This window comes from Sedimentisphaera cyanobacteriorum (assembly GCF_001997385.1).
Taxonomy (GTDB): Bacteria; Planctomycetota; Phycisphaerae; order Sedimentisphaerales; family Sedimentisphaeraceae; genus Sedimentisphaera; species Sedimentisphaera cyanobacteriorum.
Genome location: NZ_CP019633.1, coordinates 960,862 through 976,170, shown reverse-complemented (window position 1 = coordinate 976,170; position 15,309 = coordinate 960,862). Strand labels below are relative to the sequence as shown.

Here is a 15,309-nt window from a genome sequence, read left to right as displayed (position 1 = left end):
ATTGAAAATTGTCAAAGATATATTAGTATATACGGATAATACGTAAGAGGGGAATTAATTGGGCTTTAATCCATTAAATATATTTTCTTCCCAAAATTTTGGGGACAAGTTCTACAGGAACAGAAGGCAGAATATTTCGAACAATTTTTCTGTTGCCGGCACAATGTCCCCTTTTGTAAGGGGAGGACTGTTTGTCTTTATTTTTATATCTGTACCGCTTTTTTTCTTCTGTCTTGAGATTTACTTTTCCGTAGGGGAAAGCTATGAATACAGCGGATTTGTATCGAACTACATTTTAGTCGGTCTGTACTGCATACTTATACCTATATTTATCGCCAGCACCTGCCTGATGCTGATAAGGCCGATTTATACGCTTTTCTGTTTGCTATATATGCTTCTGGTTGCAGGCATAAGCTTTCTGATTGCACCGACAATAATGGAAAGGGTGTTCGATATGTGGATAGACTTTTTGCATTATGCAGCCGATTTGCCTAGTGATACAAGATAAAAACGGAGATTGATTTATGCTTAAAAGGCTTTTGGTCGTAGATGACGAACCATCTAACATCTTTACGCTTCAGTCTATGCTGGAATACAGGGAGGATTTTGCAGTAGACTCAACAGAATCCGGTTTTCAGTGTCTTGAGATGGTTAAGCGAAATAAATACGACTTAATATATCTGGACATAATGATGCCTGAGATTGACGGGTTTCAGGTTTGCGCAAAAATCAGAGAAATAAATGAAAACATCCCGGTGATTTTGGTTACAGCGCTGAGCGACAGCGATTATCTCCGCAAGGGTTTTGAGGCTGGTGCGATAGACTATATCAGAAAGCCGGTTGATGATTTGGAGCTCAAGGCCAGAACGAACAATATACTTAAGAACAAAGAGGCTGAGAATAAGATAAGGGAGCTTTATTCAAGCCTTCTCAGAGATCTGAAGGTGGCTTCAAAAATTCAGTTTCATATGCTCCCGCCACAGTTTGTAGTAGATACTGATATGAATTTCTGTTCCGGCTATTCCCCTTCAACCCAGATCGGCGGGGATCTCTACGATATTATCAAGCTCTCTGCGGACAGGATTTTTATATATATTGGTGATATCTCAGGGCACGGGGCTCAGGCAGCCCTTCTTATGGCGGCAGTTAAATCAACCATAAGGGTTATAATCGAAGAAAAAGACGGCGAAATCGAGCCCTACGAGCTGATGAACATACTCAACAAAACGCTTGCAGGAAATTTGTTCGAGAATCACTATATGACCCTTCTTGCCGGCGTGATTGATTTGAGCAGCGATGAATTTACCTTTTTCAATGCAGGCCATCTGCCCATCATACAATTCAACTGCAATCAGCGAAAAGGCTCTAAGCTCACAAACAAAGGTTCGATACCCATAGGCTGGGATGCTTCTCTGGAATACTGCAAAGAAGAACAGGACCAGATAAGGCTCTCAGGAGATAATATTTACATACTTCTTACAGACGGGATTATTGAATGCGAAGGGCAGGACAGCGAAGAGCTGGGTATCGATGGATTCATAGACCTGCTTGAGAGCGTAATAATCCCTGATACCTGCCTTCTCCTGCCGCATAAGGTAAAGTCTTGGCTCTACAATGCAGGCTACCAGATCAGTCAGGACGATTTCTCTATGCTGAGCTTTGAGAAGAGCTCCAAACCAGACACCTTCACTTTTGAGCTGAGCCAGCTTACAGGGGCAACCGAATCGGGGATAAGCAAATTTGAAGCCGCTGACTATAAACTCGATAATGTGTCTTTGGCAAGCAAGATTATTGAAAGGCTCTGTTTTGAGAAGAGCTGGTCAAACAAGCTTGCCGCAGAGGCGGAGCTGGTTACAAGCGAGTTTGTTACAAACATAATATCTCACGGATTACGTCCCAAGGAGGTGCCTTTGGTTTTGATACAGCTTTTATTTGATGAAAGCGGGGTGAACCTTCGTTTTATAGACAATGGTGTTGAATGGAAACCCGATATTCTCCAGGCGAGCTTAGAGGGGTTTTTCGAAAAGATGGATAAGTTCTCAGAATCCGGCAGGGGAATGGCAATTATAAAGAGCATATCCAAGGCGATAAAAAGGCAGCGTTTTGACAGTATGAATGAAACCTCCGTGTATCTAAATAATGATTAGGCGGGCTTTATGAACCCTCAAGTAAGCATAGTTGTAAGGGCGTGCAATGATATAGAATTCATTGAGCAAACCCTTGAGATGATATCCAAGCAGAGCTTTAAGGATTTTCAGCTTGTATGCCCGGATTCCAATTCAACAGACGGGACATACGAAAAGCTGTGTTCATTCTGCTCTGATGCCTACCGAATAGAAGGCAGGTATGTCCCGGGTAAAGTGCTCAATGAAGCGGTTAGCAAATGCAGGGGCGAGTTAATAGTTTTCAATAATTCTGACTGTGTTATTCAGGGCGAATATTGGCTTGAGAATTTGATAAAGCCTTTCGATGATAAGCAGGTAACCGCTGTTTACGGCAAACAGGTGCCAAGAAAAGATGCAGACCCGCTTGTAGTAAAGGATTACAGCAGGGCTTTCAGCAGTAAATCGCTCAAATGGGGGAATTTTTTCTCACTCGCCACAAGTGCAATCAGAAAGAGCTCATTGCTTGAGCATCCATTCAATGAAGAAGTGCAGTATTCTGAGGATGTGGAGTGGGCTTGGCGCGCACGGCAGAGGGGTGAGAAGATTGCTTTTGCAGAGGGGGCAGTGGTTGAGCATTCTCATAATTATACTGTTGAAGAAATAAAGAAAAGATTTTACGGCGAAGGTCTCGCTGAGCCTGCAATTTATGGCAGAAGGCCCGCACAAGAAAACTTTCTTTCCTGCGTTATCAAACCGGCAGCAGCAGAGACTTTGAGAGACTGGATATATCTTTTAAAAATCGGCAGGCCGGATTTGTTCCTATGGGCGCCGAAATACCGCTGGCTTCAGAGAAGCAGTGTGTACAGAGGAATCAAGGAATATTACAGTTAGACGCCCCCTTTCCGGCTTTTTTACAAGAATTAGGTTGTACATAGAATATTTATTTTTAGTATAGATGGTATTAATCAGTTTTCTGCTGAATTCACTTTGATGTATGTGAACTCAGCTGATAATCAGGTTCTGTTTTGGAGCTGAGTAAAGTGAAAATAGCTATTGTTACCAACAGATTTTATCCTGAGGTGGGAGGAGCTGAAACCAACATTTACTATCAGGCTTGCAGTCTTGCAAAGCAGCATGAGGTGGCGGTTTTCTGCCCGAAACGCATTGACGCAGCGGATTATGAAAAGCTCAGCGGATTTGAGCTTTTCCGCCTCAAAGACTGGAAAAACCCCAATGGTGAATACCCCAACATAAAAACAGAAACATTTATGCCTTCGGTCTTTTTTAAGATACTTACGGGCGGTTATGATGTTGTGATGTATTTTCCCGCACTGAGCAAAAATAATATGCTCGGATTCCTTGCGGCCAAATTGTCCGGAAAGAAAAACGTTCTCTGCTGTTTCGACTGGCTCGATTACAGCCAGATAATCCTCCAGACTGGTGATATAGACCCGAACATTATGGAGCGTGAGGAGGCGAGGTGGTATCAGAAGATTTTTCTCAAACGATTTGACTATATCTTCGCAATATCAAACAAGGAGATTGAGTTTTTCAAGAAATACAACCGCAATGTAGGCTATTCACCTGTGCCTATACGGCTTGAAGAATATGATAATTTTGATGCTCCAAACCCAAGATCGAAATACGGGATTGAGGAAAACGAATTTGTATTCCTTTCTCTGGGACGCGTCTGCAGGATAAAGGGGCAGGACATAGCTCTGAAGGCCTTCGCAGAGGTTGCAGATAAGCTTCCGGGGTCAAAGTTTGTTTTTGTAGGCAGGCAGGATTACGACCCTCAAATAACCTCTGAAATGAAGGCCTTAATAAAGCAGAACGGGCTTGAAGACAGAGTGCTTTTCACAGGAATGGTGCAAAGAGAGGAGGTAATCGGCTGGCTGAGGCATTCAGATATCCATGTTATACCGGTTCGTTTTATGAATTCAGGTGCGGTAGTTGTGGAGAGCTGGATAAGCGGTACGCCGGTGCTTCAGAGCGATGTTGTGGATCCGAATCTCGTTCAGGAAGATGTAAACGGCTACACATTCAGAAGGGCGGATGTCTCCCATCTGGCCGAAAAAATGGAAAAGGCCTTCCAAAACAGGGACGCTTTCCCGGATTTGGCAAGAGAGGGGGAGAAGCTGGTTAGGGAAAAATATACCTATCAGTATCTAACTAACCTCTACGTAAAAACTTTCGAAAGCTTGATTAATCAGGTTTAGCGGGCGTTTTAATGAAGATTCTTTATGTAAATCACAAATGCGGTTTCTTTGGCGGAGTTGAATCTTTTGTTTTCAAGTCCGTTAAAAGTCTTACTGAAGCTGGCTGGGAATGCTGGGGTCTTTTCGAAAAGCAGCAGGAATTTGAGAGCTCTTTTGGAAAGGCCTTTAAAGACTGTGTATTTGCCAATTCCGGAAGGCTTGAAGAGAGCCTTGATTCCCTGAAAAATGATGGAGTGAAAATTGCTTTTGTGCATAAGATCTTCTCGCCCCAGCTGCTTGAAGAGGTTAGCAAGAGATTTAAAACGATTGTTCTATTCCACGACCATGATTACTATTGTCTTAGAAAGCATAAATATTTCCCTGTTACAAGACGAAACTGCCATAAACCAGCAGGCCTGTACTGCCTGCTTTGTTCGGGTATGATAGAGAAAAATCCGGAAAGCCCCCTTAAAGTTTCGTTTTTGAATGTAAAACGTTTCTGCTCTATGTTTCGCCGGCTGAAAAGAAGCAGCCGCTTCATGGTTCTCTCTGATTATATGCGTGATAATCTCTCTGCGAACGGATTTGATACGTCCAGGATTACAAAACTTCAGCCTATAATTGCTCCTTCTAAAACGCCTTCAAGCGGCAAAAGTGAAAAATTTAAGATATTATATATTGGCCAGCTCATAAAGGGCAAAGGGGTTGATCTTCTGATAAAATCCTTGAAATATCTCAGTCCGGGCTGGGAGTGCAAAATAGCAGGACGCGGAAACGATTCAGAAAATCTCAAGATGCTGGCTGCTTCAGAGGGGTTAGCTGATAAGGTGGAATTTTCAGGCTGGTGCAGCAGTCCCGAAGAGCTTTACGAAAGCTGTGATGTTGTTGCAGTTCCTTCCCGCTGGCAGGAGCCGTACGGCCTTGTTGGCGTGGAGGCGGGCGCACACCGAAAGCCGGTTGTGGGTTTTGATGTTGGCGGTATCGGAGAATGGCTCAAAGATAACGTAAACGGGTTTCTCGTTCGTGAAGGGGATGTGATAGGTTTTGCCTGCGCTTTGGAAAAGCTGAAAGATAATACCGAACTGAGAAGAAAACTGGGAATGGAAGGCAGAAGAATCGTGAAAGAAAATTATACGCCTGAAAAATTTGAATCTGCTATGAGAAAGATTTGCCTCGAGCTTGCGGAGAATGCTCTATGAAGATATTCGTCAGCGCAATGGCTTTCGACAATGGCAAAAGCGGCATCTCAAACTACATTTACAACGTAGTTCGGGAGCTTGCGAAGAATGCTGAGATAGAGCTTGCTGTTTTGGTCTCGGATGCCAAATATTTCGAGGGCATCGAAGGTATTAAGCTTATAAAATACCCCGATTTTTTCGGCGCTCCCGGGTTCAATGCCCTCTGGCATTTGTTTGTTCTGCCTCTGCAGCCTGCTGCTGGCAAATGTGATTTTATCTTTCTTCCAGCGGCAAACAGAAGGCTCTTTTCGTGGTTCTCTAGGCCGTCTGTTGTTACTTTTCACGACCTCTCTCAGTTCCACGTATCCGAAAAATACGACACATTGAGGACTTGGTACGTTTTTAAGTTTTTGAGAAAATTTTTAAATAAGGCCGATAAGATTTGCGCAATCAGCAAGAGCACAGAGAATGATATCCGCAAATATTACAATATCGACCAGGGCAAGATATTTGTAAATTACAACGGCTTTGAGAGAGACCGTCTTGATGTTGAATATTCGCCGGAAAAGCTTGCTGAGCTGAAGGTTGAGCCGCCTTATATTTTGTATTTATCTAGGATTGAGCACCCGGGGAAAAATCATCTGAATTTAATTAAGGCCTTTGAGCTTTTAGATGATTATTATTCTGAGTATCAGCTTGTTTTTGTCGGAAGCGACTGGTCTGGTGCGAGAGCTGTAAGGGAGGCTGCTGAGAGATCAGAGAAAAAAGAGCGAATAAATTTTCTGGGCTTTGTTGAAGATTCCTGCCTGCCTCATCTATACAAAGGGGCTTCGGTGTATGCGTTTCCTTCATTTTGCGAGGGGTTTGGGATTCCGCTTTTGGAGGCAATGTACTGCTGCGTACCCTGTGTTTGCTCTAAAGGGACTTCGCTTGAAGAGATTGGCGGAGATGCTGTTTTGGTGTTCGACCCAAAAAATCCGAACGAGATTGCAGAAAAGATCGAGATGGCTATAAAGGATGAAAATCTCAGCAAATCGCTCATAGAGAAGGGAAAGGACAGGATTGAGGACTTCAGCTGGGAAAAACACGCTGACACACTTTTAGAGCAGTTCTCCAGCATCAGGAGCGGCAGATGAGGCGATTTATTGACATACTTGCTTCCATTGCAGTACTGCTTCTTTTCGGTCTGCCATGCGCCGTGATATGGGGGGCTGTGTCTTTATTGTTCGGCAGAAATTTTTTGACTTGCCGAAAGATTTTCGGCAAAGATTGCAGCGAGGTTAAGGTGTGCTGGTTTGGAATGCGGAACACTTTTTTCTCTTCGCTGCCGCTGTTTTTCAGCCTGCTGAAGGGCGATATTACGCTTGTGGGCACAAGTTTTTACTTCTGCGATGAATATTCGCAAGGCCAGCTGCCCAAAGAGATAACCAGCTTAAAACCCGGAATTTTCAATTTGTGGTATGTAAAAAAACATACAAAAATACATCACGCCGAAAAAACCGATATAGATCTTCTCCAGCTTAGCGGCAGGGGGCTTAAAAAGGATCTTGCGATAATAATAAAATACATACCCGCTTCACTATATAAATCCGATGAAACCTCCATCAAAGACACTGTTACACTTTTAGACGTTACGTTCAATAACTGCACTATGAACGAGGCCTTGGGATTTATTCAAAATGGTGTTGAAAACTCTAATAAAGGCATGTACTTTTTTATAAATCCTGATTGTTTAAATAAAACCTTCACAGACAAGTATTATTTTGATATACTACGAAGTGCCGATTATGTATTTCCTGACGGAGTAGGAATAAACATAGGCAGTAAAATGACAGGACAGACTCTCAAACAAAATGTAAACGGAACAGATATGTTTCCCCTGCTGTGCAGTATGTGCCAGCAGAGGGGTTATTCGATGTACTTTCTTGGCGCAAAACCAGGCATTGCAGCCCGGATGGTATCTATACTGAGAGAGGAATATACCAGTCTTAAAATAGCAGGCTATAGAGACGGCTACTTCCAGAAAGACGGTGAAACTGAGTCTGTCATCGAGGCTGTAAATAAAACAGGTGCTCAGGTGCTTCTTGTGGCATTTGGCGTACCTGTACAGGAAAAATGGATTTATGAAAACAGAAGCAGGCTTTCCCCGCCCGTAGTAATGGGTGTGGGCGGATTGTTCGATTTCTATTCGGGCAATATCAGGAGAGCCCCCGGCTGGCTCAGGGATTTAGGCGGCGAGTGGATTTACCGCCTTATTCAGGAGCCCGGGCGGATGTGGCGGCGTTATATTTTGGGAAACCCGGTGTTTCTGCACCGTGTACGCAAATGGAAGAAGCAATTAGATAAGGGTTGAATATGGACATCGATCCTATTGTTCGACAGCAGCTTCTCGATGAAGTTGTAACAGCCCCGACTAAGTCGGAGCTGTTTAAGAGAAAGATGAAGGTCTATAGTTGGGAATGGACTCTGATTTTTTCCTTATTCCTGAAGAGAGTGATTGATATAGCTGGCTCTTTGACGGCTGTATTGATTTTGTCTCCTGTTTTTATTATTACTGCGCTTTCAATTTATCTGCACGATAAGGGCTCTGTTTTATTCGTTCAGAAAAGGGTGGGTAAAAACGGGCGTCTTTTCGATATGTATAAATTCAGGTCTATGGTTGTAAATGCAGACAAGATTAAGGAACAAATTCTCGAATCCAATGAATCCTCAGATGGGGTGATTTTCAAGATGAAAAAAGATCCAAGAGTTACCCCAATAGGCAGATTTATCAGGAAGTTCAGCATAGATGAGCTTCCTCAGCTGCTAAACGTGCTGAAAGGGGATATGAGCCTTGTAGGCCCGAGGCCTCCGCTGCCTGCGGAGGTGGCTCAATACACATTGGAGCAGAGAAAAAGGCTTCATGTTCGCCCGGGGATAACCTGCGTATGGCAGGTTTCAGGAAGAAGCGATATACCATTCACACAGCAGGTGCAGCTGGATTTGGACTATATAAAAAGCCGGAGTTTTTTTACGGATGTTAAATTACTGCTAAAGACAATACCGGCAGTTTTGCTTGGCAAAGGGGGATACTAATAAAAAAGAAAGGAACTTTATGAAGTTCGACATGGAAATACGGGATGATGTTTGCGTGCTTTCTTTAGAAGGCAGGCTGGACTCTAACACTGTGCAAAACCTCAAAACTCAATTCGACAAGTATATTGAAACAAACAGCAAGTTTGTTTTCAACCTTGACAAACTTGAGTTTATAGACAGTACAGGTCTTGGAGGATTGGTTTCATGTCTCAAAAAAACCATACCAAAGGGCGGGGATCTTAAGATAGTTAATCTTTCTCCCAAGCCGAAAATGGTTTTTGAGATTACCCGTGCTCATAAGGTCTTTGATATCTATGACGATTTGGATACAGCGGTTGAGAGTTTTAGTTTGTAAATGTGTTCTTCCTGCTGAAGGGGTTCTATGAAGGCTCTTATTTATTGCAGACCTGACAATACTGACTGGGTGAAAAGTTTTTTCCCGGATGAGTCGCCTTATAAGCTCAGAATAGCGAATAAACCGCTTCTCGAGTATTATGTGGATTTCTGCGCGCTGATAGGTATAAAACAGATAAGGGTAGTTACTGTTGATGATAACGGAAGCATAAGCAACTTCCTCGGCGGCGGAGAGATTTTGGGTGTCGATATATCTTACAACCTTTCCAGGAAAGAAGATTCGCTTGCTAAGGTGTTCCTGAAAAACATGGGATTCTGCAGCAGCTCTGATCTTCTCGTAATAGATGGATTCGGTTTTATCAATTACGACAAGGAAAAGGTGGATTATTCCGATTTTATAAACGCATCCACGGGCTATCTTCAGGAAGGGGATTTCAGGATTTATTCCCTCAATAGCCGTGATACAGAGGGACGGGTTGACTTGGAAAGCCTCGAGGAGTTTCTTGATTCCACGCTCTCAATCTCCCGAATCGACGGCATTCAGGATTACTTTGCCCTCAGCAGGTCGATTATAAGGGAAAGAGCCGCTAATTTTGTTCTTCCCGGATACAGCAGTGAGAGGGATGTATTCATCGGGCAGAATGTTGCGCTTGCAAAAAGCAGCAGGATTGATAAGCCGGTTATGATAGGCAACAATGTCCAGCTCAGAAATTCCTGCTCTATAGGTGCAGAAACCATAATTGGTGATAATATCATCATAGACTCTGATGCTACTGTATCCTCAAGCATCATATATGGAAACAGCTATATCGGCCCGGGCGTTGAGCTTGTGAACAAGATTGTTTATAAGAATTACCTCATTTCGCCGGATACTGGCGACAGGATTGAAATTGTTGACAGCTTCCTTACTTCCAAAATTGCCGAGAAGGCAAGAACAGCAGCCATAAGAAAAGCGGCGCATTACTTTATTACTGTTTTCCTTATTATAGTTTATTGCGTGCCTTACAGCGTTTTCTGGCCTTTTGTTAATGCCAGCAGAGCTAATTTCAAACGCAAAAGCTTTATAATTTCCAAAAACCTTCGAACAGTCAGGGTGAATGTTGTAAACAGAAGCAACTTTATTCTGAATCTGTTTGTTAAGCTGTCTTTGGATAAATTCCCGCTGCTTATAGAGGCTTTCAAGGGAAATCTACATCTAACCGGCAATACCCTCTACGAGGACACTGATAAAACCAGAAATTTCATCGAAACGCTCCAATTTTACAGGCCGGGGATTTTCAGTTATTCTGAGAGTATTTCGCCAAATCAAGACATAGATCAGGATATGCTTAACGATTCCTTTTATTGTTATCATAGAACGCCGCTTATGGATATTCAGGTTTTGTTCGGGGCTATCTTTAACAGATTTTTTTACAATAATCAGTGAAATGGTGAACACGGATGTCCACATTAATATTAATAGCAGGAGGCAGTTGCTCGGGCAAATCAACGCTATGCTCTACTGTTCAGAGCAGAATGGAGCCGGAGTGCGTTGTAATACCCACCGATAACTTCTACAAAGATTTGTCATCTTTTTCAGAAGAGCAGCTTCTTAATCACAATTTCGATATGCCCTCGGCAATTGATGAAAGCTGGCTTTGCTCCGCTGCTGCGAGTCTTTCAGACTCTATGCCTGCTGAATTGCCTGTTTATGATTTCTCCACTCATACCAGAACCTCAGAAACTAAGATTGTTCAGCCTGCCGAATTTGTTTTTATTGAAGGGCTTTTCACTCTATGTCAGCAGAGCCTGCTCGAGCTTGCTTCGCTGAAGGTTTTTGTGGAATGTGCGGCAGACATCAGGCTTGCAAGGAGGGTAATTCGTGATACCAGCCAGCGCGGCAGAGATGTTGAGTCTGTAATCAATCAGTACCTCAGTACTGTAAGGCCTATGCACGATAAGTATATCTGCCCCAGCAGGACAAAAGCCGATTGTGTTTTCAGCGGCGAAGGGGATATGGAGCGGATTACCGATGAATTAATTGACAAGATCTCTGATTTGAGAAAATCAGGATAGAAAGGTATCTATGGCGAGCAGATATACAGTTTACGGAGATAAGATTGATTCTCTCATAGACAGCCACTGCGAGCTGATTAATCAGGCGGTTCTGTCTGTTATCACTGAACACTCGCTTGAGGCGGTAGTTCTTGCAGGAGGATATGGCAGGCAGGAGGGAGGCGTATTTTTTGAAGACGGAGAAGAAAAGCTTTACAACGATTACGATATGTTTGTCGTAATCAAAGACGGGGCTAAGGCTTCTGATTATCAGGAAAAACTCAACGCCCTTTCCCCCTCCCTTGAGGAAAGATGCGGTATAGAGGTAGATTTCGGGCCGCTTAAAACTGTATCACAGATGAAGAAGGCACCTTTTACTCTCTTTAACTATGAGCTCAAATACGGGCATAAAATTATCTGGGGAAATAAAAACACCCTTGATATAATGCCCGATTATGAAGGCAGCCAAATAAGCCTTATCGAGGCTGCAAAGCTGCTTCTAAATAGAGGTGCAGGGCTGATCCTCGCTTCTGAAAGGCTCAAAGAAAGCAGTCTCGACAGGGAAAATGATGAATTTGTAACGCGGAATATTTATAAAGCTTTGATGGCTCAGGGTGATTCACTGATTATGGCGGAAGGGCAGTATCATTTTTCATACCGCAAAAGACTTGAAATCTTTAATTCCCTCCAGAAGAGGCCTGAAGTGGCCGAATTTGGGCTTGAACAGCTTTTTGCAGATTCAATGGAATACAAATTCCGGCCTCAGAGAAATATGTTTTCAAAAGAACAGTTAGAGCAGCTGCTCAAGAAAACTGTTGGTTTGCATCTTCAAATTTACTGCTATACAATGAGCAGGCTTTACAGAACGGAAGAAAGTTTTGATGTGGTGTTGGATTCGATAAAAAATAAGCGTCTGGAAAAGGTAAGCGCAAAGCAGATTCTCAAAAATGTTGCATTAAACTGCCGCACGTGCGGCTTTAAGAATTTCTCATTAAAATGGTATTTGAAGTATCCAAGATACAGGCTCTTTTATGTGCTTCCTCATTTTCTCGGGGATAAGACTTTAAATTTAAGGCAGGTTTGCCGGGCGCTGGGATGTGAAAGCGAAAATCAAAAACGCAGCAGGTTTATGTGTCTGTGGGAAAGGTTTAACTAATGGGTAAGAAGATAACAATATGCACGTTTATCGATGCATTCGGCTGGGAAGTTTACAAGAGGTATGGTTTTTTAGACAACATTCTTCCGGAGGCAAAAAAGCTTCAGACAACCTTCGGCTTCTCATCAGCGGCAGACCCGTCAATACTGACTGGCCGCTACCCAGATGAGCATACTCACTGGTCCTGCTTTTACTATGCACCGGATAAGTCGCCGTTCAGAATGATGAAACTGCTTTCCATACTTCCGAGGCAGATTTTTGACAGGGGACGCGTAAGGCATTGGCTCAGTAAAATTCTAGCAAAGTTTTACGGCTTCACAGGTTACTTTCAGATATACAGCGTCCCGTTTGAGGTTCTGCCTTATTTTGATTATTTGGAAAAACAAGATTATTTTGTCCCGGGCGGCATCCTTGCCACAGATACAATCTTCGACAAGCTCTACAGCGAAGATATACCATACCACTGCTCCAATTGGCGTTTGCCAGAGAAGAGAAATCTTGAGATAGCCAAAGAAACGATTAAAGAGCGCAGGATTGAATTTATGTATCTCTATCTCCCGAAGCTGGATGCTGTTATGCACGAATACGGGAATAATGCCCCGCAGGTAGAGGAGAAGATCAGGTGGCTCGAGGAGCAGGTTAGTGAGGTTAAAAAGCTTGCGGAAGAGAAATATGATGAAGTGGCGTTTTACACTATATCAGATCACGGTATGGCCAACGTTACCGAATCGGTTGACCTGATCTCGCAAATCGAAACCCTCGGGCTCAGTTTCGGAGAAGATTATGTTGCAATGTACGATTCTACCATGGCAAGATTCTGGTTTATGAACGAGGAAGCGAGAAGTAAGATAACAGAAAAACTGGGTGAATGCAGCAAAGGGTATATAGTCAGCGATGAAGAGCTCAAAAAAATGCATGTTTTCTTTGAAGACCGCAAGTTTGGAGAAGTTATTTTCCTGATGAATGAAGGATGTTTGATAGTGCCCAGCTTTATGGGACTCAAGAGTATTCCAGGTATGCACGGCTATCATCCCGATGATAAAGATTCTTACTGTTTTATAAAGTCCGACAGGCAGATGCCTGAAGACGTTAATTCAATAACTGATATTAGAAGAGTCTTAGAGCGAGAGATCTTTAATGTATGAACCTGACCATGATCAGCAATTAAACCACTCATTTGACCCTGCTGCAAGGAATCTGATGCATGCCCAGCAGGAAATGGGAGGTATGAACCTTCTGATAAGGCTTAATTTCAAGTATATACTTAAGCTCTTGTTGTATTGGCTTCTGCCGATTACCATGATTTCGATTGGTTCAGGGCTTGCTTCGTTCTTTTATATCTCTAAATACAAAACCAAGGTTTACACCACTCAGGCGATTATGGTAAGGCTCGGTCGAAATGAAGAAGGCCCTTATCTTTATCCTCAAGTCGATGCCAATACTGTGCTGGAGACTGTAAAGATAAGAAGAAATCTTGAGAAGGTTAAAGACAGGCTGGACCTCGAGCTTAGCGTAAGAGATCTCTACGGGATTATTGAAGTTAGGGCAGGAAACCGCTCAGACACGTTTTACGTTAAGTCCACATACAAAGACCCTCAGATCTGCAAAGATATTGCAAACACTATGTGCGAGGTGTTTATTGAAACATATTCGCAGGTGTTCAACGAATCTGCTCAGGAGGTTTATCAGTACTACCTAAGCCAAAGGGAGAAAGTTTTTCAGCAAGTCAGCGATGCTGAAGACGAGCTCAAGAGGGTTAAGGAAAAACTGGGAGTTATCCAGCCCGATCAGGAGCTGGAGATGAAAATGGGGCAGCTCAGCGATGCTGAGGTGGCTTATCAGGAAGCCCTTATGAGGAAAGAAGAGCTCCAATCCAAAATTGATGATATGAAAAAGAGGATTGCCGACCTGCCGGAGAAGGTTCAAGTTAGCGAAACGCTCACCAGAGAAAGCGGCAAAGAAATTGAGCTGCTTGAAAGGGAGCTGGAAAGGAGTCTTCAGCGATACACCGAAAACAATCCGAAAATTAAGGAGATGAAACTAAAGCTCAAGCAGCTTAAAAAATATAAAGAACAGAACGTTCAGGAAAAGGAAGTTCCCGACAGCAGGACAATATCACTCAATACAGTTCGTCAGGACCTTGAGGCCCAGCTTACTTCTATGAAGAATGAGTACGTTGTTTTGGATGAGACTATTTTAAAACGAAAAAATCGCATAGAGGAGATTCGTTCTGAGCTTAAAGGCATATCAAATGTTCAGGAAGAATATATGAATGCCAAGCATAAAGTGGATGTCTCAAGGGAGCTTTTGGATGTAATAGACAGGCGGATATCTGAGGTTAGGATTGCCAAGGACTCAAGCTCTCACGACATAGGCATTCTTGAAAGGGCGGTTGCTCCGGTATTCCCTGAGCCAACAGGGAGGAAAATTCTGGCAATTGTTTCAACTTTTGGAACCGCTTTCTTCGGAGTTGTATTTGTGCTGGTTTATGCGATATTCAGCCCGGGTGTGAAAGTCCCGGGGGACCTAGATTCTATGAATGCTGTAGAATTTATCGGCACCCTTCCCAAGAAGAAAAATTCTACGCTTACCACTTATTTCGCCACGCTGCAGGTTGTGGTAAACAAGATAGACCAGCAGACAAGCAGCAGTCGCAATACAATGGTAAGTTTCTCTTCGGTGAAGAATAAAGAAGGCAAAAGCACGATTATGGATGATATTACAGATATGAAATCTGTTACCGGCAAGAGGTTTTTGATCCTTAAGAGAGTAGTAGAAGAGGATGCAAAAAGGATTATTCAGGTGCCGAAGGAATCCATAATCAATTTCCAAGATTTCCGCGAAGAGAATATGATTCTGCCCGAACCCGTTAAGATAAATGAGAGGGTTTCAAGGCTATATTATATTATCGACAGCAACGTAAGCAAGATGAATATACTGCCTGAGATGGTTGATAACTTCAAAAACAGCTTCTCTGAATACGACTGCATCTTCGTTGAACTGTTTTCTCCTAAGAAAAATTATCAGGTTTCAAGCTGCATTATGCATTCTTCAAACTACAATATTCTTGTAACAAAATATGGAAGCAATACAGTATCTGCTTTGGATAAGGTTACCAAACTTGCTTCAGCCGGGACTGACAAAAAAGTTGGTACAGTGATTAATTTTGGTGATTTAAGTTTGGGTTGATGTATAAAATGACTAGATGC

14 protein-coding genes are annotated in these 15,309 nt (G+C 42.9%); all 14 read left to right on the top strand.

Annotation, left to right across the window (positions count from 1 at the left end; all coding sequences use genetic code 11):
• Positions 1–163 precede the first annotated feature (163 nt).
• Entirely contained in the window at positions 164–508 is a 345-nt protein-coding gene (locus tag L21SP3_RS03760; protein ID WP_123785126.1) for a hypothetical protein, read from the top strand.
• A 16-nt stretch (positions 509–524) separates the two neighbouring features.
• A complete protein-coding gene (locus L21SP3_RS03755) occupies positions 525–2,147 on the top strand; it encodes an ATP-binding SpoIIE family protein phosphatase (RefSeq protein ID WP_077539420.1) in 1,623 nt (540 codons plus the stop codon).
• A 9-nt stretch (positions 2,148–2,156) separates the two neighbouring features.
• Positions 2,157–2,996: a glycosyltransferase family 2 protein gene (locus tag L21SP3_RS03750; protein WP_077539419.1), complete on the top strand. Its 840-nt coding sequence runs from the start codon at positions 2,157–2,159 to the stop codon at positions 2,994–2,996.
• 149 nt (positions 2,997–3,145) lie between these two features.
• The gene (locus L21SP3_RS03745; RefSeq protein WP_161488081.1) at positions 3,146–4,324 is read left to right on the top strand and encodes a glycosyltransferase family 4 protein; all 1,179 of its coding nucleotides are present in this window, start codon (positions 3,146–3,148) and stop codon (positions 4,322–4,324) included.
• 11 nt (positions 4,325–4,335) lie between these two features.
• Positions 4,336–5,502 (top strand): glycosyltransferase family 4 protein, encoded by a 1,167-nt coding sequence (locus L21SP3_RS03740; RefSeq protein WP_077539417.1) that lies wholly within the window; start codon positions 4,336–4,338, stop codon positions 5,500–5,502.
• Positions 5,499–6,617, top strand: a complete 1,119-nt coding sequence (locus tag L21SP3_RS03735) for a glycosyltransferase family 4 protein (protein WP_077539416.1) — start codon at positions 5,499–5,501, stop codon at positions 6,615–6,617. Before L21SP3_RS03740 ends, L21SP3_RS03735 begins: the two co-directional genes overlap by 4 nt.
• Positions 6,614–7,834 (top strand): WecB/TagA/CpsF family glycosyltransferase, encoded by a 1,221-nt coding sequence (locus L21SP3_RS03730; RefSeq protein ID WP_077539415.1) that lies wholly within the window; start codon positions 6,614–6,616, stop codon positions 7,832–7,834. The genes L21SP3_RS03735 and L21SP3_RS03730 overlap by 4 nt, the downstream gene beginning before the upstream one ends.
• A 2-nt stretch (positions 7,835–7,836) precedes the next feature.
• Complete coding sequence (locus L21SP3_RS03725) at positions 7,837–8,556, top strand: sugar transferase (protein WP_077539414.1); 720 nt, start codon at positions 7,837–7,839, stop codon at positions 8,554–8,556.
• 19 nt (positions 8,557–8,575) lie between these two features.
• Positions 8,576–8,911 carry an STAS domain-containing protein gene (locus tag L21SP3_RS03720; protein WP_123785125.1) on the top strand — a complete coding sequence of 112 codons (336 nt, stop codon included), beginning with the start codon at positions 8,576–8,578 and terminating at the stop codon, positions 8,909–8,911.
• 27 nt (positions 8,912–8,938) lie between these two features.
• Positions 8,939–10,336 (top strand): glycosyltransferase, encoded by a 1,398-nt coding sequence (locus L21SP3_RS03715; protein WP_077539412.1) that lies wholly within the window; start codon positions 8,939–8,941, stop codon positions 10,334–10,336.
• A gap of 14 nt (positions 10,337–10,350) precedes the next feature.
• Positions 10,351–10,965: a uridine kinase gene (gene udk, locus L21SP3_RS03710; RefSeq protein ID WP_077539411.1), complete on the top strand. Its 615-nt coding sequence runs from the start codon at positions 10,351–10,353 to the stop codon at positions 10,963–10,965.
• Positions 10,966–10,975: 10 nt separating this feature from the next.
• Positions 10,976–12,100, top strand: coding sequence for a hypothetical protein (locus tag L21SP3_RS03705; protein WP_077539410.1), 1,125 nt, complete (start codon positions 10,976–10,978; stop codon positions 12,098–12,100).
• The gene (locus L21SP3_RS03700) at positions 12,100–13,245 is read left to right on the top strand and encodes an alkaline phosphatase family protein (RefSeq protein ID WP_077539409.1); all 1,146 of its coding nucleotides are present in this window, start codon (positions 12,100–12,102) and stop codon (positions 13,243–13,245) included. Before L21SP3_RS03705 ends, L21SP3_RS03700 begins: the two co-directional genes overlap by 1 nt.
• Positions 13,238–15,289, top strand: coding sequence for a GumC family protein (locus tag L21SP3_RS03695; RefSeq protein WP_077539408.1), 2,052 nt, complete (start codon positions 13,238–13,240; stop codon positions 15,287–15,289). Before L21SP3_RS03700 ends, L21SP3_RS03695 begins: the two co-directional genes overlap by 8 nt.
• The last annotated feature ends 20 nt before the right edge of the window (positions 15,290–15,309 follow it).

Coding starts and splice junctions, on each gene's coding strand:
- L21SP3_RS03760 (WP_123785126.1), top strand. CDS start 164: ATGTCCCCTTTTGTAAGGGGAGGACTGTTTGTCTTTATTTTTATATCT.
- L21SP3_RS03755 (WP_077539420.1), top strand. CDS start 525: ATGCTTAAAAGGCTTTTGGTCGTAGATGACGAACCATCTAACATCTTT.
- L21SP3_RS03750 (WP_077539419.1), top strand. CDS start 2,157: ATGAACCCTCAAGTAAGCATAGTTGTAAGGGCGTGCAATGATATAGAA.
- L21SP3_RS03740 (WP_077539417.1), top strand. CDS start 4,336: ATGAAGATTCTTTATGTAAATCACAAATGCGGTTTCTTTGGCGGAGTT.
- L21SP3_RS03735 (WP_077539416.1), top strand. CDS start 5,499: ATGAAGATATTCGTCAGCGCAATGGCTTTCGACAATGGCAAAAGCGGC.
- L21SP3_RS03730 (WP_077539415.1), top strand. CDS start 6,614: ATGAGGCGATTTATTGACATACTTGCTTCCATTGCAGTACTGCTTCTT.
- L21SP3_RS03725 (WP_077539414.1), top strand. CDS start 7,837: ATGGACATCGATCCTATTGTTCGACAGCAGCTTCTCGATGAAGTTGTA.
- L21SP3_RS03720 (WP_123785125.1), top strand. CDS start 8,576: ATGAAGTTCGACATGGAAATACGGGATGATGTTTGCGTGCTTTCTTTA.
- L21SP3_RS03715 (WP_077539412.1), top strand. CDS start 8,939: ATGAAGGCTCTTATTTATTGCAGACCTGACAATACTGACTGGGTGAAA.
- udk (WP_077539411.1), top strand. CDS start 10,351: ATGTCCACATTAATATTAATAGCAGGAGGCAGTTGCTCGGGCAAATCA.
- L21SP3_RS03705 (WP_077539410.1), top strand. CDS start 10,976: ATGGCGAGCAGATATACAGTTTACGGAGATAAGATTGATTCTCTCATA.
- L21SP3_RS03700 (WP_077539409.1), top strand. CDS start 12,100: ATGGGTAAGAAGATAACAATATGCACGTTTATCGATGCATTCGGCTGG.
- L21SP3_RS03695 (WP_077539408.1), top strand. CDS start 13,238: ATGTATGAACCTGACCATGATCAGCAATTAAACCACTCATTTGACCCT.